Here is a 25,416-nt window from a genome sequence, read left to right as displayed (position 1 = left end):
GACTTTCCGGACCATCGTGATGCCTTCTTGCAGGGGAAGGAATTATCTAGTTGATATAGACCTTGCCGAATGTCTTCTCCTGGGCCATGGCCACCCCGGTTCCGCGGCAGACGGTAGTCAAGGGGTCTTCGTCAACAATGACCCGAATGTTGGTCGTCTCCATGATCAGGGCATCGAGTCCGCGCAACAATGCCCCACCCCCTGCCAAGAGGAGTCCATTGTTGGCGATATCCGCGACCAACTCGGGGGGGGTCTTTTCAAGAGCCCGCTTGACGGCCATGACAATGGCGTTGATAGGTTCCCTGATGGCTTTACGTATGTGGCCATCGGTAAGGACGACGGAGTTGGGGGTTCCATCCATGATATTTTTACCGGAAATCCTATAGTGCAAGGACTCCGGCAGGGGATAAGCAGAACCGAGCTTGATCTTGGTATCCTCGGCCATATTTTCACCGATGAGCAATTGGTGCTCGTCCTGCAGATACCTCTGGACAGCATCGTTCATCTCATCGCCCGCGATCCGGACCGACTCGGCATAGGCCACAGCGGACAGTGAAATGACGGCGACCTCGGTCGTCCCACCGCCAATATCAACGACCATGTTCCCGAGGGGCTCCTCGATGGGCAGACCGGCTCCTATGGCCGCGGCCATGGGTTCCTCGACCAATTTGACATCCCGGGCTCCCGCTTGCTGGGCAGACTCTATAACGGCCCGCTTTTCAACCTGGGTAATCCCGGTGGGCACACAGATGACCATCTTCGGCTTGACCAGATTCATCCCCGTAATGACCTTGTGCACGAAATAGGAGATCATGGACCTGGTGACCTCAAAATCAGCGATGACGCCGTCCTTCATCGGTCGGACGGCCCTGATCTTCTCCGGTGTACGGCCGAGATAATCCTTTGCTTCCTTACCCACGGCCAAAACCGCATCAGTCCTGCTGTCCAATGCGACAACCGAAGGCTCGTTCAGCACGATGCCGTCTTTGGGCGTGTACATAAGGGTATTGGCCGTACCCAGGTCCATTGCTAAATTCTTTCCCATAAACCCAAAAAAACGGCTCAGAAACATCGTTTCAGCTCACTTTGTTGGAATGCTAACTAACATCGCATAATTGTATAGTATCAAAACGGTAACTATTCGGATCAAAATTTTGGTGGCATCTCAATTTAAACAAAAAAAATTGGAATGTTGGGTTGTTATCGAACCTCTGGTCCAAACGAGGACCTCTGATCCAAGCGACGGTCCGTAAGGGCACCCCTTGCAGGAGCCCCTACCATTTTGGTTGCCCCGAAAGTACATCCAAAATCCATTTTGGAAACTCCGTGTCTCAAAGTGGTTCTGGTTGAGTATACCCGTGCCGTGCTCCGGCGTCAGTCACTTTTCACCGGGACAGCCCGGCCACTGCTCCCCCCGCCTGCTTTTTGCTGGAGCCGGTTTTTAAGATAAAGATTCTCTAAAAACAAGGCCAAATAGTCGGCAACGGTCACGGCAAATCTTTTCAGCGCGGGTTCGATGGGACGCCCTTCATTATCCGCCAGCACCAGTACCCCCCGGGTCCGCTTGTGGACGACAAGGGGCAGACAGATAACGGTCTTCATAAGCGGCCCCTGGTCTTTGCCAAAAAGAGCCACTCCCTCGGAAGCGGTACTCCCTTCCTGGCTAAAAACAGGTTGCTGGTGTTTGAAGGTCCATCCTACCACCCCGCTACCGATCTTGAATTTTTCCTTTTTTCTTTCCGGCACGACAAACCCCGGGTCGTTCCACCCTTCGAGAAAATACCCTTTTCCCCACTCATCTCTAACCGCCAAAAAACAATATGGAAAATCGGTACTCTGGGAGAGCAGATCCAAAAAACGGTGCAAAAATGACGACCAACGGGGAAAACGTTCCCGCAATTGCGGCAGGATCTGCATGCACTCAAAAAGGCAGGACTCCTTTTTTGAAAACCCCCTTTCCCCCCCGTCCTTGCATGTCATCGCGATAAGGTTGGAAAACTGTCCAAGAATCTTTTGGTCCTTCTCGACAAAAGAATAGGTCTTTTTGCTGTCCACGCAGAGGGCTCCGCCGATATGCGGTATGGGGCTCCCCATAAAGGTCTTTATCTTATCCTCCCCCCCCCTATTGTAGTACCCAAGAAAACTTTTTTTCTGGTCGAAATTGCTGACCAACAGGGGTTGTTCGTTGCGGATGATCCAACCGACAAGTCCCTGTCCCGGTGTTATGCATGTCCTGGCAGCAATATCGTTCCCCAGGGAAAACCAGGTTTTGAGAATGTACCCATCCTCCTTGGGCAGGAAAACGGCAACAGAGTAGGCTTCAAAGATATTGCCCACGATCTGGGTCAGGTTTTCAAGGCTGGCTTCTGGTTTCATCATCTCGATACGACCATAAAAATTTGCGTGGACCGGTCAAACAAAACGGTACCTGCGCGCGGTTGTGCCATGCGCCCGCCGTCCAAAGACCTTGACGGGGGGAGACCACGGCAGCCTACCATCTTCTGAACCACAACATGTAAGAATAGAAGTATTTTTCTTAACATGTCAATTTTATTTTTTTATTGAAAATCAGTATGTTTCTTGCTATTTGTTCCTATTATTTGAACTGGAGACCCCTGTCATGTCCAGCAAAACACGTCCGTCATGGAAAACCTTCTTTTCCAATACCAGCACAGACCCCTCGAGGGGTCCCGGGGCATCGTCCACGGATCAGGCCTCATCTCTCGAGGAGCTGAAAAATATTCTTGATTTCGTCCAAACCAAACAATGTCTGTTGCGGCCATTTTTCGAGCAGCAGAAATACCCTTTGGTCGAACCAAGAGAACTCCTGCCCTCCTTTGAATCCGATATGTTTGAATATCCCGGCCTGCCGGGGTTTTCCATGGTCGCTTTTGACAGACCGGTCTCCTATTTCAACGAAATTTTCCAATTCGACATCCTGCACTCACCCGCGGACGAGCCCATGGCCATCAACGGGCAGACGTGTCCGCTCGAACTAGCCATCCAGGCAAAAAATGTCCAAGTCTTTTTGGAACGGCTCCCCAAAAGATTCCACGAACCATTCAAGAAGATTATCAAAAAAAAAGATATAACCAGTCTTGAAAACTATGGGGAGATCCTCGCCTTTCTGCTCAAAATGGACCGGGGACATGTCATGGCATTGGATGCCGAATATGGCTATTATCTCTCCGGTCTCTACGCTTCATTCCCCTCGGATATCGACGCCGAACTCAAGAGGTTTGGACTGCGCATCGGCAAATTCACTCCGGACGACAATTTCACCTACGAACGGAACAGGGAATTCGTGTACCAGTTTTTAATGGAACTCTATGGTTTCCCGATCGTTTCCGAACGGCGCACCTCGGCCGCGCTGTTCGCCCGCCGGCTCTTCAAGTCCGGGGACCGCTTTCTCATCAGGGTTCTGGGCCAATCCGACCGGACCATAACGACCTTTTATTCCCATGCGCAGAACAAGAACTATCCCCGGGTCGAAAAAATTGCCCTTGTGGACATTTCCAAACAGCACAAGGACGTCATCGATTTCCTCAGGGACCATGGATACCTCATCCATCCGCAAAAAAAGGCCATCATCCTGAGAGTGACCTATATCCAGCACAAATATGGGCGGAACAACGTGCGGCAGGACAGGGCCCTGTCCGTTCTCAAGCAGGAGATCATCCACCCGAAAACAGGAAAATGTTGCACATCCCGGAACGTTGTCAAGGACACCTATTCGATGACCCTGCAGCTCAACGACATTGTACGCGGGGAATTCAAGGGAAAAATAAAATATAAACGACAAGAGATCGTCGAAAATACCGATTCCCATGCCAACCGCCTCAAGTTCCTCCAGGCATGGCTGACAAAACACCAACGAAGAATCATCGGATATTCCAACGAATTCTACGCCAATGTGAGCAAGGTCCTCAACCATTACCTGCTCAACCCGTTATACAGTGATGAATTCGCCGAACTCCGGGAATTGCACCAAGAGGTCAGGTCGACCTGCTCCCATATCCAGCAAGCAAGAAAAATACAGCATCTAGAGAACCTGCACAACCGGATTTTCCGGGGGAAAAAAATCGGCTATCAACAGATGCTCGAACAGATGATCCAGACCCTGACCACGCTCAAATTCGAAATAGTCCAATATTTCGATCCCCTGGTGGCCAAGGCCATTGCCATTGGTGAAGCGACCATCGGCAACCGCTACTTGCGTAAAACCTATGTTGAGACCAAAGAAGAAAACATGACCAAATACGGACTGCATATCCGCAAACTCTACGGTCGACTGGTCACATTGGTTGACGAACTCAAGGCCATACGCAAATCACGGATGGACAAACGGTGAGCCGATCTTTCACCCCATAACATTATCCAACCTACGTATCATCAATCCAGAATAACCTACCCAGCAAGCATAGCAAGGAGATCTCTCATGGGACAGCTATCAACCACTCCCCTTACCGGATGGCATACAAACAATGGCGGCAAACTCGTTGACTTTGCAGGATGGGAAATGCCCGTGCAGTACGAAGGAATCCTCGGCGAACACAAGCACACCCGTTCAAAGGCATCCCTCTTCGATATCTGTCACATGGGAGAATTCCATGTCACGGGGGCCGGGGCAACACAAGCACTTGCAACCATCGTCACCCACAACCTTGACAATCTGTCCCCGGGCCAATGCCGGTATGGTTTCATCCTCAATCAGCTTGGGGGGATCCTCGACGACCTGATCATCTATAAATTGGACGAGGATGAATTCATGATCGTGGTCAACGGGGCCTGCACCGAAAGCGATTATGAATGGTTTATCTCCCACCTGCCGGGTTCGGTGACCATCACGGACAGATCCGCAAGGACCGGCAAGATCGATCTCCAGGGCCCGAAATCCATGGAGGTCCTCGCATCGATCATTCCAGGCCCCTGGAAGGAACTGGGATATTTCAGATTCACGACCTGCACCCTCGACGGCACATCCATACTCATCAGCCGGACCGGCTATACCGGCGAACTGGGCTATGAATTGTACATGGACGCGGACCAGGCCCTTTCGGTATGGGAACGGTTCATCGACCATCCCGATGTCAAACCGGCCGGGCTCGGGGCAAGGGACACCCTACGCCTGGAGGTCGGCCTCCCTCTCTATGGCCAGGACCTGGATACGGAACACACCCCAGCGGAGGCCGGGTGTGGGTTCTTTCTCAAATCAGAGGCTGAATACATCGGAAAATCCTACCAAAATACTATCAGTGAACGTATCGTTCCCCTGGCCATTCCCGGACGCCGGTCGGCACGGCACGGGGACGATGTCTTTCTGCCCGACGGCACCAGGGTCGGCCGTGTAACCAGCGGCTCCTTTGCCCCTTCCCTTGGACATTGCATCGCCCTGGCCTATGTCCGGGCCGAACAGAGCGCGGCAACGGATTTTGAAATCAGAGGGCGCGCCGTCCTCAAGGCCCACAAAGTTTCCCTGCCGTTTTACACCCAGGGAACAGCCCGAAAAAAACTATAAGAGATGTCCAGAACAAACAGATTTTATCTCCATCCGGGGATGTGGGGCCCGCCCTTCACCCTGGAGGGCAGTGAGGCCCATCACCTGACGACCGTACTCCGGACCCCGGTGGGCGCAAGGGTCTGCCTATTCGACGGGCAGGGCCGGGAAGGGGTGTTCAGGGTGACCTCGTGCACCAAAAAAAGGGTATTGCTGGAAGAGCAGACCAGTCACGCCCATTGTATGCCGACCACACGTACCTGGATCGCTCCGGCCTGGAACAGGGCGAACAAACGGGGATGGTTCCTGGAAAAGGCGGTGGAGCTCGGGGCCTGGGGAATTTTATACTGGCAATCAGATTTCTCCCAGGGCAGGGTACCATCCAGGGTAAAGGAGACATGGACGGCCCGGTGCATTGCTGCGGCCAAACAATGTGCCAATCCATGGCTTCCTGAAATAACGACCTATGGTTCCGGGCTGGAAGGGCTCCTTGAGGCGACCAATTCCTTTGCCAACCGGATCTTCCTGTGGGAAGATCCCGATTGCCCAAGGCTGCTCACACCCGAGGACACCCGGATACAGGGCGATATTTTGATCATCCTCGGCCCGGAAGGCGGATTCTCCGAGAAGGAAACAGAGATCCTGAAAGGGAATGGTTGCACGGGGGTCTCCCTGGGGGACCGGGTTCTGCGTTGGGAAACAGCAGCGGTCGTGTGTCTGGGCATCGCCTTTTGGGGTCTGCAATCCGGCTCCCCCCGGCAGTCCGCTGAACACAAACCATAGAAGGTGGGGTATGTACTGCACACATTGTGGGTATCACTCGTTCGATCACCTGGATTCCTGTCCAAAATGCGGACAAAGCTGGGAGGCACCCCGCAAGAAACTCGGATTGCAGTGGATAGAGGAGACCAAGGGCGATTGGCTCGGATCCGCCAATGGGATGAGCGGTCCGCCCCCCCCAGAGGCCCGATCCCATCCCCCTTCCCTTGAAAACAATCCGGAAGGATCCGCCGAGGAAGAATTCGTCCTTGAAGAAGACCGGGAGGATGTTTTCCAAGACACAGCGTCGAAAAAACCAGGGGAGACAGAAACCTTTCTCTTTGAGGAAGAGATGTTCCAAGAGCCCCCTTCCATGACCGTGTCCCCCCCCGGGCAAGAGCTCCCCCCCCCTGGTCGGGAGGACGGATCATCCCCCCCGTCTCCATCCGAAGGGACCGAGATATCCGATGATCTGTTGGTCCCCGGTCTTGAAGAGATGCTCAGGGCTCCGGAACAGTCACGGCCAGCCCAGACCGGTTCAGCAACGACAACAACGGCTCGCCCCCCAGAGGAGGAGCCGATATCCGTCAGCCTCGAAGAAGAGCCCGAGCTGCCCATGTCCTCGAAAGGACCAAAAACGCACGACAGCACGCCCCTTCAGCAGGCCCCTGCCCATGCCGCCCCGGAAGAGGGTGACGACCAGATCGCCGTGGATCTTTCGGAACTGACCATAGAGCCACCGACCGATGGGGCCGGACCGAACGATGATAGACAGCCCCCCGCGGCCCATTGCGCCTCCGGAACCGTGGAGATAGAAATGGACGACCTCGATATCTCCGTGGACGAAGCCGGGGAAGAGTCCGGGAAACCGTCTTGATCCACTCTTCCCGGACCGGCAGCCGGTCCGGGAAGATCCGCTTCTACCAGGCCATGCCCCCGGATTGTTCTCCAGCCCCTGGGCCGGAATCAAGCACGTCCTTCCCAAACCCCAACGATCTGAGACTGATCTCGACCCGGCGATTTTTCTGTTTGTTGGACGGACCGGAATTTGCCACCAGGGGAAGATTCTCCCCAAAGCCCACAATTTCCACGAGACCCGGGTCTACCCCGGCATGCTCGTCGAGCCAGGCGGCCACACGCGCGGCCCTGCGTAGGCTCAAATCGAGATTGTATGCACCGCTCCCGTCGGAATCCGTATGTCCGGCAATACGGATATCCTTGCCCATGAGCATGGGATCGTTCAATGCCTCGCCCAACTCATGGAGGAGAGGGAGGGAGGCCGTCCGCAACACATCACTGTCTCTGTCGAATTCAATACGCATCCGGACAGTGGGAAGCTGTCCATCCACCTGCAGATCGATCCGTTCGGATTTTTCCATACCAGGGCGTACCCTGAGCGCACGGACCTTGCCCGGGGTGGACAGCCCCCGGGTTCGGGTTTCGGTCGTGAGTCCGTCAATAATCCCCTGTCTGTCCGAGGCGAAATACTCACCGCCCGCCCACACGGGCACTACCATCAATAAAAAAAGTACACCAACCAGATAGCGCATGGACATCCCCTCCCGGTTATGCTTCCGTTTGTTCGAGAAAAATCTCCCTCTTGGTCTTGGCCCCGACCTCCTCGAGCCGGTTCAAGGTTTTTTCGAGACAGGAAAAAACATTATCCCGTATATCCCCGGCAACGACCAGGAGCATGACCGGCTCACCTACCGATAGGACCTTGCCGGCATTGAACGCGAGCTTGATATCGACGATGCCCGGCAGGGAACGGCCTTCCGTGATCACCTGGTCACACTTGGCCCAATCCACGTCGACCCGGAATCCTTTGACCTCCTGCCCCCCCCGTGACCGGCGGCGGACATATCCGGAATGCGAGAGGATCATGCCGATGTCATCCGAATGCGGATGCTGCCTGATTTCTTCGATCATAGCCGTCAGATCCATTATCATCTCCTGTGCGGTTTTTTCTTTTGTACAGTCCCCCAAAGACCATGGGACCCTTTTTCCGCAGCGGATCAAGCCCCCCCCCTTGGGGGGAAGCTGTCCGTCAAGGTGCCGGCCTCGTGTATATACCCATGCGGGGCGGCTGACAAATTCTTTTGGATTCCTTCCCCTGCAATGTCCACCTACCCCACCATATTTTCTTCTTGACAAAATATGATAATGAAAAATAGTTTGCACGATTTCGGTCGCAGCATATAATAATGTTCGCCTTGGGGATGATTGATGGATGGCCGCACCCCGAGGCACAACGTGCGGCATATATTTTTGCAAGGATCAGGAGGAATATCCCATGGCAACCAATTATTTTGAAGGCGCTGTCAAAACGGAAGAGGGACTGCAGTTCAACGGATTTACTCTGCTGCCCATCGATGAGAAATGCAACGGATGCGATCGCATCGCGGAATACGAGGGCGAAAAATACTGCATGAGTTATCCGGAACCGTCCAAAAAGTGGGCCCACGGGGCTTGCAATTTTGCCACCCACGTCAAGGCCAGTGTCGACAAGGGCGGCAAGGTCAAGATCAACCCGTTGAAGGCTTCAAAAAGGGCAGCACGCAACCGCTAAGCCCAGGAAGAAATCCGGCAGGTCGGTCCTGCCGGATTTTTCTTTGACCAATCCGTTCGCTTGTGTATCCACCAGGTCCACCACCACGAGGTACTCCCATGCTCCAAACCATTATCGATCATCTCGCAGATACAACCGAAGAGGCCGTTTCCCTGCAGCGAGACCTCGTTGCCATCCCGGCTCTGGGGCCAACCTGTGGTGGCCAAGGAGAAAAAAACAAGGCCGATTACCTGTTGGGATACCTCAAGACCCTTGATATAAGCGATATCCTCGAGATCAAGGTTCCGGACAACCGTGTCGATTGTGGGTATCGGCCAAATATCGTGGCCAGGATTCCCGGCAGGGATCCCTCAAGAACTCTCTGGATAATAAGCCACACCGATGTGGTCCCGGTTGGTGACGGAACCCTCTGGAAGACCCCCCCGTTCGAGCTCCACCGCGAGGGCGACCTCATCTTTGGAAGAGGGGTCGAGGACAACCACCAGGGGTTGGTTTCATCCCTCCTGCTGGCCAAGGCACTCTTGGAAAAGGGGGGCACGCCGTCGATCAATCTGGGTCTTGTCTTTGTGGCCGATGAAGAGACGGGAAGCCGTTACGGATTAGACGCCCTGGTCAAGGATCACGCCAACCTGTTCAACGAAAATGATATGTTCCTGATCCCCGATGGGGGGGCTCCAGATTCCGGAATGATCGAAATCGCGGAAAAAAGCCAGCTGTGGGTCAAGGCGACGGTCACCGGCAAGCAATGCCACGCATCAAGGCCCCACCTCGGTATCAACAGTTTGAAAGGGGTCTCCGCTCTGGTCCTCAAGCTGGACCGGCTACACGAAATTTTCCCAGACCAGGACCCCATCTTTGTCCCCCCCATATCCACCTTCACTCCGACCAAGAAAGAATCCAACGTGGACAATATCAACACCATGCCCGGACGTGACGTGGTGTACATCGATTCACGCGTCCTGCCCCATGTCAACGTGGATGATGTCCTTGGGGCCATGCGCCGCCTAGGTGACGAGGTGGCCGAGGAATACTCGGTCTCCGTCGATTTCGAGGTTGTCCAGCGCGAGGACGCCGCCCCGGCCACCGAACCCGGGAGCGATATCGTCGTCCGGCTCAAAGAGGCCATCCAAGAGATATATCAGGTGGAGGGGCGCGCCCAGGGTATCGGCGGGGGAACCGTAGCCGCCTTTCTACGCCGGCAGGGCTATGCCGCCGTTGTCTGGAGCACCCTGATGAACTACGCCCATCAGCCCAACGAACAGTCCTCCATCTCCAACACCATCAAGGACGCACAGGTCATGGCCTGCCTGCTTTTCTAGTCCTATGAAACCTTCTCCCCCGGAAATTTTCGACCTCATCGTCGTTGGAGCCGGTCATGCAGGATGCGAAGCGGCCATGGCCGCTTCGCGATTGGGGTTGCAAACCCTTCTTCTGACCAACAACATCGATCGTATCGGGCACCTCTCGTGCAATCCCGCCATCGGCGGGCTGGCCAAAGGCCATATGGTCAAAGAGATGGATGCGATCGGTTCGATGATGGGGGGGTGGGCGGACCAGGCCGGGATCCAGTTCCGCACGCTCAATACCCGCAAGGGACCGGCGGTTCGCGCCACCAGGGCCCAGATGGACCGCGATACCTACATGCAGGTGGTGAAAAAGGACATTTTTGCCACCACCAATTTGTATGTCCGCCAGGCAATGGTCGAGCGTCTCATGGTCCGTGACAACACCGTGCACGGTGTCCAAACGCTCATAGGGGAAACCATCCCCGGGCGCAGGGTCCTCTTGACCACGGGCACGTTCATGCGGGGACTCATCCATATCGGTCTCTCCCACTATCCCGGCGGACGGTTCGGTGATCCGGCCTCTCAGGGGCTTTCCGCCTCTCTGCGTGGGGCTGGGCTCGAGCTCGGACGCCTCAAGACAGGAACCGTTCCCAGACTCCTCAAAGAAAGCATCGACACCGCCTCCCTGGAAATCCAGAACGGCGACGTTCCCCCTCCGCAATTCAGCTTCCACGCCAAACCCAACCGGCTGGAACAACTGCCCTGTCACATCACCCACACCAATGAAGAGACCCACAAAGCGATCCGGAAGGGGTTTGAGCGCTCGCCCCTATTCACCGGGGTGATCCAGGGAACAGGGGCGAGATACTGCCCGTCCATCGAGGACAAGGTGGCCAGATTCCCGGAAAAAAACCGGCACCAGATCTTCATCGAACCCGAGGGGGTGGACAATCCCGAGGTCTATCCCAACGGCATCCCCACAAGTCTGCCCCTGGACACGCAAAAAGAGATGCTCGCGACCATTCCGGGCCTTGAAAGGGCGATCATCGTCCGTCCCGGATACGCCATCGAGTACGATTTTATTCCTCCCACCCAACTCAAGCCGACCTTTGAGACCAAATCCATCGCGGGTCTCTACCTGGCCGGGCAGATCAACGGCACCTCTGGATACGAAGAGGCGGCCGCCCAGGGATTATGGGCGGCGATCAACGCTTTCTGCGCCCATACGGGAGAGCCTCCGTTCCTGTTGTCCAGAGACCAGGCCTATATGGCCGTTCTGGCCGACGACCTGGTGACCAAAGGGACCAGCGAGCCCTACCGGATGTTCACCTCGCGTGCCGAACACCGTTTGCTCCTGCGCGAGGACAATGCCGACCTGCGCCTGACCCCCACCGGAAGGGAGCTCGGCCTGGTATCGGACGCCCAATGGGCAATCTTTTCCCGAAAAAAATCCATGATCGGGGAAATCATGGACGGGCTCTCCGGGGTCACGGTCCGCCCCGACGCACCGACACGGGAGAAACTCCGGGCCATCGGGGCTGTTCCCCCCAAAAAAAGCGTCCGCCTGCAGGATATTCTCCGACAACCCGCTGTGGCTATCGCATCCCTGGCCTGCCTATGGCCAAACCTGGCCGACATGCCCCAAGACGCCCTGGAAGAAGCGGAAATCGAATGTAAATACCAGGGCTATCTGGTACGCCAGAAAGAGCTCGTGGCGCGGGCAGGGAGATTGGAATCCATCCCCATGCCCCAAGAGATATCCTATGCCGATATTCCGGGGCTCTCCCATGAGGTCGTGGAAAAACTCACGTCCATCGGCCCACGAACCCTGGGGCAGGCAAGCCGGATTTCCGGTGTCACCCCGGCCGCCATCTCATGCCTTGAGATCCATCTCAAAAAACTCGGTGTGCTCTAACCGTTCCTGTACAAACCTGCGTTTTTCCTTTTCAACCAAATGGTTTCGGTATAGGCAGACACCATGCACCCCCTCTTTGTTTCCCAGCTGGGCAGATGGGCCCTGGAAAGTACCCGTATGTGGTGGGTCATCGCCACGATCATACGGGGGGCCGTGCATTCCGTTTTCCACGGAGCAGTGACCAACCATGCCGTTTTTCGGGTCATTGTCAGGCAGCTCTATTTTACAGCCCTGCAGGCCATCCCCATTGTCGGTCTCTCCGCCCTGGTCATCGGATCGATCACCGTCAACTATCTTCTTGATTTTTTAACCGGCCTCAATGCCTATGGCCAGATCGGCAAATATCTCATACTCTCCATCACACACGAACTCGGCCCTCTTTTGTGCACCATGGTCCTGCTTTTGCGCTCCGGATCGGCGGTCCTTTCCGAGATGGCCCTGATGAAGATCAACCGGGAAGTCGATACCCTGAACATGCTTGGCATCTCCATCGATGCCTACCTCTATCTCCCACGGATACTCGCCTTTGCCATCGCCGGCCCCTGCCTCACCGTTGTCTTTTCCCTTGTCGCCCTGCTTGGGGGATATTTTACCCTAGGCTACTTCCATGACATCACCTTTGACAATTATCTGGACCAGATTCTGTATGCAGTGAGCCTTAAAAGCATTGTCCCCATGGTTTTCAAACCATTTTTTATGGGGCTTGCGGTGGTGCTCATCGCACTGGAAAAGGGGATAACCGTCCGTCACGCCTTCACAGAGGTCCCGATCAAGCTCATCCGTGGCATGATGCATACAGCCGGCGCGATCATATTCATCGAAATCGTTTTCAATGGATGGTAGATAAGGATCCAAGATACCCATGGACAACTTCAAAACCCTTTTAGCGGCCGAGAAAACCGATACCCTCATTATCGGTGACGATGAAGGCCAGGTGGAACTGCTGACCACGCAAATACTTGATGCCCGATCGAGCGTGGGGATCCTCGGCACGATGTTTCCGCTGCTATCCAACCTGAGCATCCTTGAAAATATCGTTCTTGGGGCCATGTACCGGGAAAATCTTCCCATGCAGACCGTAACTGCGCGCATATACGACGACATCGGCTCACTGGGACTTGTGCCGATCTTGGAACTGCGCAAGGAATCCCTGGAAAAACGGGAGGTCGTCCTGTGTCAGCTCCTGCGGGGACTGTGCGACGGCAACACCACGATTTTTCTGCCCTCCCCCCCCATCCGGACCGTGGACACGATCGTATGGGCAAACGCGGTTCTCAACCGCCGCTTCACCGTATGGATTGCAACAACACGGCAATCGGCTGTGGCTTATGACCATTTCGGTTTTCCAACCTTTCGCCTTGGTGGATAGTCTATGGCCCAGGAATTTACGACCATGGAATTTCGTGTGGGCATGTTCCTTGTTGCCGTCATCGCGGCCGTCGTCAGTGTGGTGGTTTACGTTGGAATAAAAAAGGAACTCTTTGCCGACAGAATGACCTATTTTGTCGTCAGCACAACCGGTGAGAACATCGAACGGGGCATTCCAGTGCGCCTATCCGGGTTCAAGATCGGCAACGTGGAAAAGGTCCATTTGGACAACATCGGCTACATCAAGGTAGAATTGGAAATTTTGACCCGTTATCACAAATGGTTCCACAAAGACTCAAAAATAATCCTCGACCAAGAGGGGATCATCGGCAACCCCTATTTCAAACTCATTCCCGGCACTGACTCCAGCCCCCTCCTTGAAGAGGGAGACACCCTGCCCCTTTCCAAGGTGGCCGGGCTGAGCGAACTCATCCAGGAAGCCGAACCTGTCATACAAAATCTCAAGGAGATCGTAGCCAATATCCGGACGATAACCAACAGCTTCATTGACAAGGATGGCCACGTCCAGTCGGTCCTGGCCAATGCCGAGGAAATCACCGACGTCATCCTCCGCAATAAGGGATTGTTGTATTACATGACCCAGGATCCCCGGCCCGTCCAAAAGATGGATTCGATCCTTGCCAGGACCGACCATGCGATCAAGAGCATCGACCTGCTCGTCCAGAATGCCACGACCAGGGTAGATGATCTCAAGCCCATCCAGGACGAACTGGTGGCCATAATCCGGGACGGACAGGATTTCATCAAAAACCTCCAGAGATTACAGGAGGAACTTGGACCGACCCTGGAAAACATCGAACAGATCAGCTCTGATGTACGTAACGCCACGACAGACCTCGTGGGTATACGCCGTCAGGGTGAGTACACGATCCGTCTTGGCAACGAGCTCCTGGAACGTTTCAAGAATACCTGGCCCTTTGCCCGCAAAGAACCACGGAACACATACACCTATCCGAGTCCATAACAGAGGAACAAGGTCCCGTCATGACCATCCGATCCATCCACCGCATATGGCGCAGAGCAACTGTTGTATTGTCCGTGCTCCTTGTTTGCGGCTGTTCCTTGAGCACCCAACCAAGGACCCCCTATCCTCCGGCCGAGGTCCTTTCCCAGGCCCCTTCGCTCCGTCAGGACTTCATCCAGGAATTCCTCCAGGGACGATGGGCAACAGCGCGTTCCCTCTTTTCAAGGACCGAGGAGTATTTTCTGCGCAGGGACAACTTCTGTGCCGTAGCCAGGACCTATATCCTCGCATACAAACTCCACGCCTACCTCGGGATAAATTATCCCCATCTACTTGACAAAGCGAATATTTTTTCACAGCAAGGTCTGGATTGTGGTCTACTTTTCGACGCGTCCGGACGGCCGGTCAAGACAACAACCGATCTGGACATGGACGTATTACTCGCCGATTCCCAGTGGCGGGCCATACACGACTCGTTACTCTCAATGGACGATCCCCTTTTCGTTTCTGTATATGGGCGCAAGGCCGCGCAACAAGCCATACTCTCAACAGAAGACGGAGACGGGAAGTGGGCCCGTATCTTTATCGGCCAGGCCCATGACGTGGATAGTTCCCGCGGATGGATCCTCTTTCTCATTGAGGACTGGAAACTCAGCCTGGCCCTGGAAAGGAACCAGGAGAGAAAACATTGGATAAAAAAACGGATAGACACGTTGTACACACTGATCGGTCCCTGTAACCAACCCATCATGCCCAAGACCAGCCCATGAATTTCCTGGCAAAACAGTCCATTTTTTCCGGCCAATTCAGGGATTCCTTTGCCTCCACAGGCATCAACGCGGAACTGATCATCGTTTTGGCGTGGGTGGTCGGGTGCGCATTGGGCATCCTCGGGGTCGGGATTGTCTACCGACTGGTGTCGGCACGCCTCCGCAGACCCAAGCCCCTTGGAAGCGTAGAAAATCCCAATGAGATCATTGACTTACTCGGAATATGCCTCGCCCGGCGGACCCGTTTCGAGATGATGTTCAAGGGCAACGTCATCAAAAGCAAAGGGATCTTTTGCACCCTCGTTTCCGTGGACGCGGACAACATGCTTTTGGAGTTGCCCGGCTATGCTTCTCCAAGAAGGGGCTGGGTCGGCCGGTCCATCGAAGTTTTCTTCTCCCTGGCACACAATACCAAGGCTCCGACATTCTACACGTTCGAATCCACCGTACAGGCCATCGAGCCCCAGGGCCAGGGGATCAACCATCTGCGCACCGAGCTCCCCCCAACTATCCGCCTGGGCCAACGCCGGATGCATTTCCGTTTCGCCCCGCCCCCATCGTCCATCACTGAAACCAAGATATGGTTTTTCCGCCATGAACCCCGTCAAAAAGACCATGCCGGGCCATCCACATGGGGCCAACCAATGGGTAACCACCATACCGGAACCGAAGGATCCTCTTTGCCGGGCCTTGCCATCAAAGACATCTCCGCCGGGGGATGCAGGATCGTCCTGAAGGACAACGAACGGGCCAAGACATATCTGCAGAACAACCGGAGTCCCGATGTGTTCATTTTTCTGCGTCTTGCCGACCCCGGGGGGACGGATCTACGCCTGTATCTCCTGGGAAAAATCCAGCTCTTGCTCAACAACCAGGTCACCAAAGAAGTGACCATGGGCATGGAATTCACCATGCATGGAACGGTTGAAAACAGCCTGGGTAGCCGTATCACCTGGCGTCCCCTCCTCCAGGAAGAGGGCCATCCCAAGGTGGGAAATTGGGTGTTCAAACACCACGTCGATCTATTCCGCCAGCAGGAACAAGACAAACAGGACTGGGAGTAAAAATCGCAACAATGTCCCAGTTTGCTTGTTGCGCCCGGATTTCTTTTCCAATATAAAACCGTTTTTTCGAGGTTCCTTTTTTTCCGTACCACGAGATATGGAATCCGCTCGGAATCATCACCAAACCAAGGAGATCGGATGGAAGACGGCCCGGAACATGGGAACTTCTGGAACAAGCTGCAAAAGCTCTTCGGATATCGCCAGGACACCCCTATCGAAGAGGTCATTATAGAAGCGAACGAGGATGGAGAAATCGAGAACGATGAGGTCTCGATGCTGCTCAACGTCCTCCGCCTGGATTCCAAGCAGGTCACCGAGATCATGATCCCCCGGACCGAGATGACCTGTGCCGAGGAAAACGAGTCCCTCAAGGATATCGCGGGGCTGATCATCGAGAGCGGCCATTCCCGCATCCCGGTCTACCGCCGGTCCAAGGACAATATCATCGGTCTCATCCATGCCAAGGACCTTTTGCCATTTTTTGTCAATCCGGAAAACCATAAGGTGGATCCGGCAAGCATCATCCGCCCACCGCTGTTTATCCCTGACACCAAGAATGTCCGGGATATCCTCCTCGAATTCCAAGCGAAAAAAATCCATCTTGCCGTGGCCCTGGACGAGTACGGGGGCACTTCCGGACTGGTTACCCTTGAAGACGTCATCGAAGAGATCGTCGGTGAGATCGAAGACGAATACGATATACCCAAACCCGAAGAGATCCAGTGCCTCGAGAACGGGACCATGCTCATCGCCGGCAGGACGGGCCTGGACTCCATCCGGGAGGAATGTTCCATCAACCTCGTCTCTGAGCAGGTGGAAACCATTGGCGGGCTCCTGTGCGAGCACGCCGGGAAGGTTCCCCAAAAGGGGGAACGGCTGGTCATCGATGACCATAGCTTTGAAATCAAAGAGGCGGACAAGAAACATATCCTCTGGGTCCTGGTCTCTCCCCAAGAAAACGATGCGGCCTGAATCCCCGCATCTTCCCAAAGACCGCATTCCGGTCCCGGCCATTCCCGTGCCGGCAGTTGCCGGGCCCAACACAGGCCGTGGACTCCGGGGTATGCCATGACCGGTGCTCTCTGTTTGCGTCCCACGACATCCTTTGTTTCTCTTGCCCTCATGTCCATATTGGGCGCCTGGTTTGGTTTCGCCAACCCCGTTTGGCACATTCCTCTTGCCGTCCTGCTTTTTCCCGTGGGCCTTTCCCTCACCGCCATGGGTTCATCCACGTCCAAACAGGCGGCCATGCGGGGGTGGATCATCGGAGCTGCTGCAGCAACGTGCTGCCTCTACTGGGTCGTCATTCCGGTCCACCGCTACGGGCATGTTCCCCTGGCCCTCTCCCTGCCCTGCCCGTTCGTTCTTGGTTCGTTTCTGGGCATCTATACATCCGCGTATGCGTTTGTGGTCCACCGCTTCAAGGACGCCCTCGCCTGGCCCCTTTTAGGGCTGTTCGCCGGTTCGGTTTGGGCATGTCTGGACATGGCCCAGGGATGGCTGCTGACCGGCTTTCCCTGGCTCGTTCTCCCATCGGCATTTTCCCCCTGGCCCTGGGCGGTCTCATCCGTCGAATATATCGGAACCTATGGACTCTCCGGTGCGATCGTGGCCCTCTCGCTCTGGTTCTGCCACATCCCGAAAAACCACGGGGCAGCCATCGGCATCGCTGCCGGACTCATCCTGCTCGCACTCCCGGCCCTCACACAGGATCCATCCCCGGAAAATGGCAAAACACGTGCTGTCATCGTTCAGGGGGGGATAGACCAGGATCACAAATGGGACCCGGCCTTCCAAAACGCCACCATAGACACCTACATCCAGCTCTCAAAAAAGCCGGCCCGGACAAACCGGCCAACCATTTTCGTTTGGCCGGAAACGGCCATGCCCTTCTATTTCCAGGAAAACAATCCGTTACAGGAGCAGGTGGCCGCCTTTGCCAGGACAACCAACACGCTGCTCATCCTCGGGGCCCCGGGATACACCCGAACAACCGACTCCCCCTTGGGCTATCGGCTTTTCAACCGGGCCTTTCTCGTCACCCCCGAGGGATCGATCTCCTCATGGTACGACAAACGCCACCTCGTTCCCTTTGGCGAATATATTCCCCTCGGGCGATACATTCCCATCGTCCAAAAGCTCGTTGTCGGTGCCATGGACTTTTCCCCGGGAACATCGGCGCTTCCGCTCGTTCACAACGATCTCTCCCTTGGAGTCCTCATCTGCTACGAGGCCATCTTTCCCGGCCTGGCCCAGGACGCGGTCGAACAGGGCGCGAACATCCTCGTGAACATCAGCAACGACACATGGTTCGGCAGATCGTCCGCCCCGCTCCATCACCTCTATTTGAGCGTACTCCGAGCGATTGAACAGAACCGGTACATGATCCGATCGACCAATACCGGTATCTCCGCTTTTATTGACAATCATGGGCATATCATCAATACTTCTGCGTTATTCACCAAACAAACCCTTGTAACCGATGGCGTCGTCCCCATCGACACAACAACCTGGTACCATGACCACTATGGATATATACAGGGGTTGTTCGTTTTTCTTGCCCTGGCCCTTGCGGTGTACGCCCACCGTGGTCGGTCCAGCTGGCGGCGATGACCCCGTCGGAGACAGTGGCGACCACTCCGTCTCTCCGGGACAAAAAGAGCCACCGCTCACCGCGCTCCAACGCACCGGACCACCCATACAACACAAAACATTTTGGTAATATGCTCCAATACGCAGATCTAAAAAATAGAGCCATCGACCTTTTCGATTCCTTCTCTTCCATCTGGAGGCGGCTTTGACCTCACGGGCAAAAAGGAACGGCTCCAAGAAATCGAGGCCAGGCTTGCACAGCCGGGCGCATGGGACACCCCCGATGCATTGACCCCCTTCTTGCAGGAAAAAACCCAGCTCGAGGAGGAAATCGCAAAATGGGAAGGCCTAGAGCGGTCGAGGACCAACGTACAGGACTGGCTGGAACTGGCCGAAGAGGATCCGGGTGAAGAGTCCCTCGGTGTCCTGGAGGGTGAAATAGACGATCTCGACAGCCGGTTGCGCTTGGCGGAAATGGAAACCCTCCTCTCCGGCCCCCACGATGACGCGGTCGCCATCGTGGACATCCACCCCGGGGCCGGCGGGACCGATTCGCAGGATTGGGCAGAGATGCTCCTGCGGATGTACTCGCGATGGGTGGAGAACAAGGGATTCAAGCTGGAGTATCTCAATTATATCCCCGGTGATGAGGCAGGGGTCAAGAGCGTGACCTTGCAGATCACGGGTGGTTATGCGTATGGTCTTCTCAAAGGCGAGAAGGGAATCCATCGGTTGATCCGCATCTCCCCGTTCGACACCTCCGGACGGCGACACACCTCGTTCGCATCGGTCGATGTCTGTCCCCAGATAGGCCAGGATATCGAAATCGACATCCGCGAAGAGGACATCCGCATCGACATCTTTCGGTCCAGCGGCCCGGGGGGACAACACGTCAACAAGACCAGTTCCGCGGTCCGCATCACCCATCTCCCCACGAACATCGTTGTCCAGTGCCAGAGTGAGCGGTCCCAGTTCAAGAACAAGGACACATGCTTGAAAATTCTACGGGCCAGACTGTACGAGCAGGAACTCGAACGGATGGAGAGGGAGAAACAGGCCGAATACGACTCCAAAACGGCCATTGCCTGGGGAAGCCAAATCCGGACCTATACCCTGCATCCCTACCGATTGGTCAAGGACCACAGGACCAACACGGAAATCACCAATGTCGATGCCGTGCTGGGAGGCGATCTCGATGGACTTATCCAATCCCACCTGCTTTTTTTGCACGAACATTCATAACCCACGCTAAGGGCTTCGATGCGCGACACATTGCAAAATATCCTAGAAGATCTCGAGGCCCTGAACAAACAGATCGAAGCCGCCGACAGATCCTCCCGGGCCAAAGATCCCCAGGGGGATATCCTGGCATTGGTCAGGATCATCAAGGGAGTGGCACCGGAAAAATGGCAAGAACAGGGCGGGCTGGAACGATTCCCCCAGTGGATTGCGGTCCCCATGGGGCACGACAATAGCTCCTCTCTGCAACACATACAGGACCAACTCGATCGGCTGGCCTTCCAGAAAGACCATGACCCCCTGACCGGACTTCCCAACCGCCAGGTGTTCGAGATCACCCTACAACGCGAACTCGAGCGGGCTTACCGGTTCAAAAATCCGGTCAGTCTATGCATCATCGATCTCGATGATTTCAAGAAGATCAACGACGATTACGGCCATCTGTGTGGCGATCAGGTCCTCAAGGCAGTGGCCGGCGTTTTGATCCACGTGCTCAGACAAACGGACATTCCGGCCCGTATTGGGGGGGAAGAATTCGCACTCATTCTACCGGGCACGGGATTGGTCAGATCCCAGCGTCTCCTGCACCGCCTCCAGTCCGGAATCAGGGCCCTGCAGGTCGCCTGTGTGGGTATGGATGTCCCCATTCGAACCACGTGCTCCATGGGGCTGGCAACGAGCAGAGGCAAGGAACGGCTCACGCCCCCGCAACTTTTCCAGGCTGCGGACAAGGCACTCTACCAAGCCAAAGCCAGGGGGAAAAACATCTTTGAAACCGCGCCCCTCCTGGATCTGCAACCGGTCCGGAACGACACTCTAGTCATGCAGGAAGAAAAAAAGTTTCTCTTCGCCAAAAAATAACCCAACCCGGATCAGTCATCCATGAGCACAACCAATACAACCATGAGTATGTCCATAGTCAGTGGCAAGGGGGGCGTCGGTAAGACCAATCTGTCCCTGAATCTCGGGTATGCCCTGTCCCAGCTCGGCCACCGTCTGTTGATCATGGACGCCGACCTCGGTTTGGCAAACATGGATGTCCTTTTGGGCATCTCCCCGCAAACCAATATCCAGGATATCATAACCAGAGACGTTCCCCCCGAAGATGTCGTGGTCGGGGTCAACGACCTGGGACTGGATCTGCTGCCCGCGGCATCGGGCATTGCGGAATTGGTCGAACTCGACGAAGACGTCCAGTCGCTCCTGCTGCACAAACTGGATACCCTCTTCCATGGCTACGACTACCTCATGCTCGACCTCGGAGCCGGGATCAGCCCGACGGTCCTCTCTTTTGCGTCCATGTCCCAGGAGCGTATCGTCATTCTGACGCCGGAGCCCACATCCCTCACGGACAGTTACGCCTTGATCAAAATCCTCGCCGGCGAGCATGGGGTCAAGACCTTCCAGGTCATCGTCAATATGGCCGGCTCCCAACAAGAGGCCAAACAGACTTTTGATCGGCTCTATGAGGCCTGTCATCATTTCCTCCAGCTAAAAATCCAATTCCTGGGAATGGTCCGGCATGACCCAACCGTGACCCAATCCGTGCGGCGTCAAGAGCCCCTGCTCCAATATGCCCCCCATAGTCCAGCCGCACTGGACATACACAATATCGCCCAGTCACTGCACCGGCAGCGTACGGCCCTGGGCCAGCTCATCGCCAGATCCTCCATTCTCAAACCCAGATACTACCCGGACCAATACCAAACCTGAGACCGGGAGAAGGCAGGTATCCCATCACGGAAGAGAAGAGAGGGGATTTTCCAAAAGAATTCTCCTTTTTTTATAAAAGACTTGACCTTCTCTTTAATTATCAGCAATACTTGAGAATATTAAAGTGACTTCAGGCGGATTTTTTCACGTTCAACTTCCACACAGAGGGCGATGTCATGAACAAGAGCGAATTGATCAAAACATTGGCAGAAGAAAATGATATCTCCATGGACGAGGCAGTCACGGTCGTAGAGACATTTTTCGATACCATCCGGGACGAACTCCTGGAGGGGAACCGGATCGAAATCAGGGGATTTGGGAGTTTCAAGATCAAGCAGTACGAAGGCTACAAAGGACGCAACCCAAAATCCGGCGAGAAAGTGGATGTCAGGCCCAAAAAACTCCCGTTTTTCCGTCCCGGTAAGGAACTCAAAGAATTTTTGAACAACTAAACAAAAAAGATCCTTCATATGCCTCTCTTGCGCCCAGTGGGCCTGTCTCTTTTGTTCTTTCTGCTTGCCTGTCCATGGCATGCCTGGTCGGCGCCCGCGGCGACCATTTTGTATACGGCCAATACCTGGGGACACTACCGGACCACCAAGGCCTGACAAGGAAAAACCCTGGGAGGGATGGCCCGGCGGGCCACAATTTTTTCCACGCCATACAGCGGATCCACCCTGCGTATTGCCGGTCCCTATGAATTCACCAAGCACAACGGTTCGTCCCGCGTTGACCCCCAGAATTTGCTCCCCCTTTTTAAGGGGTATGATCATCTGGGGTACACCCTTGGGGTCCTCGCCCCCGAAGAATCGTTCGCCTTTGCCCCCCTGAGCGACCAACAGCCCCAAACATGGTTCCAGGCAGGATCCCGGCCCGGGATCCATGAACTGCATACAAAAAACGGTCGGATCGAGGTTGTCGTCTTTCCGGTAGCCCCTTCCACCCAAGTTCCCCGTCAAGCCATGCTCAAGAACCTGGTCGCTCGTCTAAAACAACTCCGGACAGACCATCCGGGGGCTATCATTGTCGGCATCAGTTCTTGGGGAAGAGAAGCAGAACGTCGGTTCATCAAAAGGCACGGGGGAAGCTGTGATCTTCTCCTTGGCAGCGGACCCGGAGGTGGACTTGTTTCTTCGTTTTCCGACAACCAGGCAACCCTTTGGACCCGGGCATACAGCAAAGGTCGAACGATCACCAAGATCAGTATCGCGGCCTTCCCTCCCTCGACCAATCCACACACATGGAAGATTGCCGACCATGTTTCGACAAAACTCGTCGTGCTCAATGAGAGGGTCCAGGACAATCCCGCGATGGTCAAGATCCTCTCTCCCCTGTATACCGTTGCCAAATCCCGGCACATCCCGACCTACCAAGCCTGCCGGGGGAATTGACATCCATGGCCCCATCCGGTTTGCCCCTGGGTCCTTTACCCGGTGCACATATATGCCAAAACAGCCCCAAAGGACCCTGGAACCTGTACCTCTCGTTTTTTTGTCGCATTTTTTTCTTGGTTCATTCCCAACCCTATCCCATCGACCCATTCGTTTGATAAGGAAACATAGATTATGATCACACCATTTGGTCAAGGCATTGCCTTTTTCAAGATGCAGGGCAGCGGCAATGACTTCATTCTCATGGACAACCGCCACATAAAGCTGGGATTGTCCGAGATGGAAACATGGGCCAAAAAACTGTGTCCCCGGGCCTTCGGCATCGGTGCTGACGGGTTGATCCTCATCGATCAGCCCACCCCGGAAGAATCCGTCGACTATGTGTGGCATTTTTACAACGCTGACGGATCGAGAGCTGAAATGTGCGGCAACGGGTCACGGTGCGTGGCCCGGCTCGCCTATGAACTGGGTATCGCAGGCGTGTCGCAGGTTTTCCGGACCGATGCCGGTCCCATAAAGGCTGAAATCCTCCCCGAAAACAACACGGTGAAGGTCCAACTGACGAAACCCCAGGCCCTCAATTTGGACATGACCATCCCCAAGGACAACGGGGAGACCATGCAGGTCCATTTCGTCAATACCGGGGTTCCCCACACCGTGCTTGTGAGCAATGATCTCAAAAAAATCGATATCCGCACCTTGGGCAGCTCCATCCGGTACAATCCACGCTTCGCCCCACACGGGACCAACGTCAATTTCGTCAAGATCCTCGATCCGGACCACATCCTCCTACGCACCTATGAACGGGGGGTTGAAGACGAGACATACGCATGTGGAACAGGGGCCTGCGCTTCGGTATACGTGGCCCATGCCCTGGGTAAATGTTCCAAGCACGTCAGCGTGACCACATCGGGGGGAGAAAAGCTGCAAGTACATATCGAAAACAAGGACATCTTTCTCCAGGGACAGGCAACCATTGTCTTTACCGGAACCCTCTACCCAACGGTCTTCGGTCTCGATTCCCCGTAAAACCGACCAAGCGATACGACCATCTTTTATTCGGTCCAGGGTGTCCGGCATACTCTTCCCCCCCCCGGGCAGGATCCGTGCCCCCAGCATGGATGGGCCAGGCATATTTGTGCACCGGAAAAATGTCCGGGCATCGATCGGCCACGCCACACCATATTGCCGGATGGGGTCTTCTGGGGTTGCGTGTTCGATCCAGGGTGGGACATAGGGTCCTCCCCACGCAGGAAACACTGGAGAGCAAACCATTTTCTTTTATCAACCCATCATCTCCAAGAGGAGGTACCAATGGAATTCAAAGGCGCTTTGACCGCCCTTGTGACCCCCTTCAAGAACGGGGGTATCGATGAAGAAGCCTATCGGGCATTCATTGAATGGCAGATCGAATCGGGTATCGACGGGGTGGTTCCCTGCGGGACCACCGGAGAATCAGCCACCCTGAGCCATGAAGAGCATAAAGAGGTCATCCGTATTTGTGTCGATCAGGTCAAAAACCGGGTCCCCGTTCTGGCGGGTTCCGGCTCCAACAATACTCAGGAGGCCATCGAACTGACCCGGTTTGCCAAATCCGCTGGGGCCGACGGTGCGCTCATGATCACCCCATATTATAACAAACCGACCCAGGACGGTATAGTTGCCCACTTCAAGGCCATTGCCGAGGCGGTTGCTTTCCCCATGATCGTATACAATGTCCCCGGGCGTACGGGAACGAATCTTCTCCCGGCCACGCTCGGCCGCATGGCCCGTGAAATCCCCACGGTCATAGGCGTCAAGGAGGCGACCGGAGACATGAAACAGGCAGCCGTGGTCGTTGAGGAATGCGGCCTGGACTTCGCCATCCTTTCCGGTGATGATTTCACCATTCTTCCCCTGCTGGCCCTTGGGGGCAAAGGGGTCATCTCGGTCATCTCAAATATCGAACCGGCCAAGACGAGCGCAATGTGTGCGGCCTGTCGCAAAAACGACTGGAAGACCGCCAGAACACTGCACTACGAACTGGCCCCCCTCAATCGGGCCATGTTCCTTGAGTCCAACCCCATTCCGGTCAAGACCGCGGTTTCCCTGATGGGAAAAATGGAGCCAACCCTGCGCTTGCCCATGACCCCCCTCTCCCAGGAACACCTGGCCGCCCTTACGGTGATCCTCAAGGAACATGGGCTCATGTAACCGGTGCCCCTTTCCGCACCCCCCTCCAAACAGGGGAGGATTCCGCGCATAAAAAAAAGGACGTTTACCACACGT

25 protein-coding genes are annotated in these 25,416 nt (G+C 55.2%); 21 read left to right on the top strand and 4 right to left on the bottom strand.

All coding sequences use genetic code 11. The annotated features are described in order from the left end of the window. Positions 1-46: 46 nt before the first annotated feature. On the bottom strand, positions 47-1,072 hold the full coding sequence (mreB, locus tag ACY692_RS01545) for a rod shape-determining protein MreB (protein WP_462323567.1): 1,026 nt from the start codon (positions 1,070-1,072) through the stop codon (positions 47-49). A 302-nt stretch (positions 1,073-1,374) separates the two neighbouring features. Further along, positions 1,375-2,379 carry a GAF domain-containing protein gene (locus ACY692_RS01540; protein WP_462323566.1) on the bottom strand — a complete coding sequence of 335 codons (1,005 nt, stop codon included), beginning with the start codon at positions 2,377-2,379 and terminating at the stop codon, positions 1,375-1,377. Positions 2,380-2,620: 241 nt separating this feature from the next. Here ACY692_RS01540 and ACY692_RS01535 point away from each other — a divergent pair, with 241 nt between their 5' ends. From ACY692_RS01535 to ACY692_RS01520, 4 genes are all read left to right on the top strand, one after another. Next, positions 2,621-4,351 (top strand): hypothetical protein, encoded by a 1,731-nt coding sequence (locus ACY692_RS01535; protein ID WP_462323565.1) that lies wholly within the window; start codon positions 2,621-2,623, stop codon positions 4,349-4,351. A gap of 87 nt (positions 4,352-4,438) precedes the next feature. Beyond that, the gene (gene gcvT / locus ACY692_RS01530) at positions 4,439-5,518 is read left to right on the top strand and encodes a glycine cleavage system aminomethyltransferase GcvT (RefSeq protein WP_462323564.1); all 1,080 of its coding nucleotides are present in this window, start codon (positions 4,439-4,441) and stop codon (positions 5,516-5,518) included. A 3-nt stretch (positions 5,519-5,521) separates the two neighbouring features. Continuing rightward, positions 5,522-6,280, top strand: a complete 759-nt coding sequence (locus ACY692_RS01525; protein ID WP_462323563.1) for a 16S rRNA (uracil(1498)-N(3))-methyltransferase — start codon at positions 5,522-5,524, stop codon at positions 6,278-6,280. 10 nt (positions 6,281-6,290) lie between these two features. After that, positions 6,291-7,133 carry a hypothetical protein gene (locus ACY692_RS01520; RefSeq protein ID WP_462323562.1) on the top strand — a complete coding sequence of 281 codons (843 nt, stop codon included), beginning with the start codon at positions 6,291-6,293 and terminating at the stop codon, positions 7,131-7,133. Between the two features lie 43 nt (positions 7,134-7,176). Here the strand turns inward: ACY692_RS01520 and ACY692_RS01515 are convergent, their stop codons facing one another. Together ACY692_RS01515 and ACY692_RS01510 are read right to left on the bottom strand one after the other, a co-directional pair. Continuing rightward, positions 7,177-7,806 carry an OmpA family protein gene (locus ACY692_RS01515; protein ID WP_462323561.1) on the bottom strand — a complete coding sequence of 210 codons (630 nt, stop codon included), beginning with the start codon at positions 7,804-7,806 and terminating at the stop codon, positions 7,177-7,179. Positions 7,807-7,822: 16 nt separating this feature from the next. After that, entirely contained in the window at positions 7,823-8,200 is a 378-nt protein-coding gene (locus ACY692_RS01510) for a molybdenum cofactor biosynthesis protein MoaE (protein ID WP_462323560.1), read from the bottom strand. A 349-nt stretch (positions 8,201-8,549) separates the two neighbouring features. On the opposite strand from ACY692_RS01510, the gene ACY692_RS01505 reads away from it, so the two are divergent. The 17 genes from ACY692_RS01505 to dapA all read left to right on the top strand — a co-directional run bounded on the left by ACY692_RS01505 (position 8,550) and on the right by dapA (position 25,341). Continuing rightward, complete coding sequence (locus tag ACY692_RS01505; RefSeq protein WP_462323559.1) at positions 8,550-8,825, top strand: PxxKW family cysteine-rich protein; 276 nt, start codon at positions 8,550-8,552, stop codon at positions 8,823-8,825. Between the two features lie 98 nt (positions 8,826-8,923). Beyond that, positions 8,924-10,144, top strand: coding sequence for a M20 family metallo-hydrolase (locus ACY692_RS01500; protein ID WP_462323558.1), 1,221 nt, complete (start codon positions 8,924-8,926; stop codon positions 10,142-10,144). A gap of 4 nt (positions 10,145-10,148) precedes the next feature. After that, entirely contained in the window at positions 10,149-12,026 is a 1,878-nt protein-coding gene (gene mnmG / locus ACY692_RS01495) for a tRNA uridine-5-carboxymethylaminomethyl(34) synthesis enzyme MnmG (protein ID WP_462323557.1), read from the top strand. A gap of 63 nt (positions 12,027-12,089) precedes the next feature. Further along, positions 12,090-12,869: an ABC transporter permease gene (locus ACY692_RS01490; RefSeq protein WP_462323556.1), complete on the top strand. Its 780-nt coding sequence runs from the start codon at positions 12,090-12,092 to the stop codon at positions 12,867-12,869. Between the two features lie 19 nt (positions 12,870-12,888). After that, positions 12,889-13,395, top strand: coding sequence for a hypothetical protein (locus ACY692_RS01485; protein WP_462323555.1), 507 nt, complete (start codon positions 12,889-12,891; stop codon positions 13,393-13,395). 3 nt (positions 13,396-13,398) lie between these two features. Continuing rightward, positions 13,399-14,379 (top strand): MlaD family protein, encoded by a 981-nt coding sequence (locus tag ACY692_RS01480; protein WP_462323554.1) that lies wholly within the window; start codon positions 13,399-13,401, stop codon positions 14,377-14,379. Between the two features lie 20 nt (positions 14,380-14,399). After that, on the top strand, positions 14,400-15,149 hold the full coding sequence (locus tag ACY692_RS01475) for a hypothetical protein (RefSeq protein ID WP_462323553.1): 750 nt from the start codon (positions 14,400-14,402) through the stop codon (positions 15,147-15,149). After that, complete coding sequence (locus tag ACY692_RS01470; protein WP_462323552.1) at positions 15,146-16,213, top strand: PilZ domain-containing protein; 1,068 nt, start codon at positions 15,146-15,148, stop codon at positions 16,211-16,213. The genes ACY692_RS01475 and ACY692_RS01470 overlap by 4 nt, the downstream gene beginning before the upstream one ends. A 138-nt stretch (positions 16,214-16,351) precedes the next feature. Then, the gene (locus tag ACY692_RS01465; protein WP_462323551.1) at positions 16,352-17,185 is read left to right on the top strand and encodes a hemolysin family protein; all 834 of its coding nucleotides are present in this window, start codon (positions 16,352-16,354) and stop codon (positions 17,183-17,185) included. Positions 17,186-17,281: 96 nt separating this feature from the next. Then, on the top strand, positions 17,282-18,826 hold the full coding sequence (gene lnt, locus ACY692_RS01460; RefSeq protein ID WP_462323550.1) for an apolipoprotein N-acyltransferase: 1,545 nt from the start codon (positions 17,282-17,284) through the stop codon (positions 18,824-18,826). Between the two features lie 110 nt (positions 18,827-18,936). Then, positions 18,937-20,047, top strand: a protein-coding gene (gene prfB / locus ACY692_RS01455; RefSeq protein WP_462323549.1) for a peptide chain release factor 2 whose coding sequence is annotated in 2 segments (ribosomal slippage) — positions 18,937-19,011 and positions 19,013-20,047 — 1,110 coding nt in all. Because the reading frame shifts where the segments join, the coding sequence is not laid out codon by codon here. A gap of 18 nt (positions 20,048-20,065) precedes the next feature. Then, positions 20,066-20,905 carry a GGDEF domain-containing protein gene (locus ACY692_RS01450; RefSeq protein ID WP_462323548.1) on the top strand — a complete coding sequence of 280 codons (840 nt, stop codon included), beginning with the start codon at positions 20,066-20,068 and terminating at the stop codon, positions 20,903-20,905. 21 nt (positions 20,906-20,926) lie between these two features. Continuing rightward, a complete protein-coding gene (locus ACY692_RS01445; protein WP_462323547.1) occupies positions 20,927-21,757 on the top strand; it encodes a MinD/ParA family protein in 831 nt (276 codons plus the stop codon). 176 nt (positions 21,758-21,933) lie between these two features. Continuing rightward, on the top strand, positions 21,934-22,209 hold the full coding sequence (locus ACY692_RS01440; RefSeq protein ID WP_462323546.1) for an HU family DNA-binding protein: 276 nt from the start codon (positions 21,934-21,936) through the stop codon (positions 22,207-22,209). A 168-nt stretch (positions 22,210-22,377) separates the two neighbouring features. Beyond that, complete coding sequence (locus tag ACY692_RS01435) at positions 22,378-23,148, top strand: UshA-like (seleno)protein family 2 (RefSeq protein ID WP_462323594.1); 771 nt, start codon at positions 22,378-22,380, stop codon at positions 23,146-23,148. A 174-nt stretch (positions 23,149-23,322) separates the two neighbouring features. Next, positions 23,323-24,177, top strand: coding sequence for a diaminopimelate epimerase (dapF, locus tag ACY692_RS01430; RefSeq protein WP_462323545.1), 855 nt, complete (start codon positions 23,323-23,325; stop codon positions 24,175-24,177). Between the two features lie 285 nt (positions 24,178-24,462). Next, positions 24,463-25,341, top strand: coding sequence for a 4-hydroxy-tetrahydrodipicolinate synthase (gene dapA / locus ACY692_RS01425; protein ID WP_462323544.1), 879 nt, complete (start codon positions 24,463-24,465; stop codon positions 25,339-25,341). The last annotated feature ends 75 nt before the right edge of the window (positions 25,342-25,416 follow it).

This window comes from Desulfoplanes sp., from assembly GCF_054921335.1.
This window is presented reverse-complemented; position numbering and strand designations above follow the sequence as displayed.

Excerpts from the sequence above, each read along its gene's own strand:
- ACY692_RS01500 (WP_462323558.1), top strand. The coding sequence starts at position 8,924 with ATGCTCCAAACCATTATCGATCATCTCGCAGATACAACCGAAGAGGCC.
- ACY692_RS01440 (WP_462323546.1), top strand. The coding sequence starts at position 21,934 with ATGAACAAGAGCGAATTGATCAAAACATTGGCAGAAGAAAATGATATC.
- ACY692_RS01490 (WP_462323556.1), top strand. The coding sequence starts at position 12,090 with ATGCACCCCCTCTTTGTTTCCCAGCTGGGCAGATGGGCCCTGGAAAGT.
- ACY692_RS01520 (WP_462323562.1), top strand. The coding sequence starts at position 6,291 with ATGTACTGCACACATTGTGGGTATCACTCGTTCGATCACCTGGATTCC.
- ACY692_RS01515 (WP_462323561.1), bottom strand. The coding sequence starts at position 7,806 with ATGCGCTATCTGGTTGGTGTACTTTTTTTATTGATGGTAGTGCCCGTG.
- ACY692_RS01470 (WP_462323552.1), top strand. The coding sequence starts at position 15,146 with ATGAATTTCCTGGCAAAACAGTCCATTTTTTCCGGCCAATTCAGGGAT.
- ACY692_RS01475 (WP_462323553.1), top strand. The coding sequence starts at position 14,400 with ATGACCATCCGATCCATCCACCGCATATGGCGCAGAGCAACTGTTGTA.
- ACY692_RS01535 (WP_462323565.1), top strand. The coding sequence starts at position 2,621 with ATGTCCAGCAAAACACGTCCGTCATGGAAAACCTTCTTTTCCAATACC.
- dapF (WP_462323545.1), top strand. The coding sequence starts at position 23,323 with ATGATCACACCATTTGGTCAAGGCATTGCCTTTTTCAAGATGCAGGGC.
- ACY692_RS01485 (WP_462323555.1), top strand. The coding sequence starts at position 12,889 with ATGGACAACTTCAAAACCCTTTTAGCGGCCGAGAAAACCGATACCCTC.
- ACY692_RS01445 (WP_462323547.1), top strand. The coding sequence starts at position 20,927 with ATGAGCACAACCAATACAACCATGAGTATGTCCATAGTCAGTGGCAAG.
- gcvT (WP_462323564.1), top strand. The coding sequence starts at position 4,439 with ATGGGACAGCTATCAACCACTCCCCTTACCGGATGGCATACAAACAAT.
- mreB (WP_462323567.1), bottom strand. The coding sequence starts at position 1,072 with ATGTTTCTGAGCCGTTTTTTTGGGTTTATGGGAAAGAATTTAGCAATG.
- ACY692_RS01510 (WP_462323560.1), bottom strand. The coding sequence starts at position 8,200 with ATGGATCTGACGGCTATGATCGAAGAAATCAGGCAGCATCCGCATTCG.
- ACY692_RS01450 (WP_462323548.1), top strand. The coding sequence starts at position 20,066 with ATGCGCGACACATTGCAAAATATCCTAGAAGATCTCGAGGCCCTGAAC.
- ACY692_RS01540 (WP_462323566.1), bottom strand. The coding sequence starts at position 2,379 with ATGATGAAACCAGAAGCCAGCCTTGAAAACCTGACCCAGATCGTGGGC.
- dapA (WP_462323544.1), top strand. The coding sequence starts at position 24,463 with ATGGAATTCAAAGGCGCTTTGACCGCCCTTGTGACCCCCTTCAAGAAC.
- lnt (WP_462323550.1), top strand. The coding sequence starts at position 17,282 with ATGACCGGTGCTCTCTGTTTGCGTCCCACGACATCCTTTGTTTCTCTT.
- mnmG (WP_462323557.1), top strand. The coding sequence starts at position 10,149 with ATGAAACCTTCTCCCCCGGAAATTTTCGACCTCATCGTCGTTGGAGCC.
- ACY692_RS01465 (WP_462323551.1), top strand. The coding sequence starts at position 16,352 with ATGGAAGACGGCCCGGAACATGGGAACTTCTGGAACAAGCTGCAAAAG.
- ACY692_RS01525 (WP_462323563.1), top strand. The coding sequence starts at position 5,522 with ATGTCCAGAACAAACAGATTTTATCTCCATCCGGGGATGTGGGGCCCG.
- ACY692_RS01505 (WP_462323559.1), top strand. The coding sequence starts at position 8,550 with ATGGCAACCAATTATTTTGAAGGCGCTGTCAAAACGGAAGAGGGACTG.
- ACY692_RS01480 (WP_462323554.1), top strand. The coding sequence starts at position 13,399 with ATGGCCCAGGAATTTACGACCATGGAATTTCGTGTGGGCATGTTCCTT.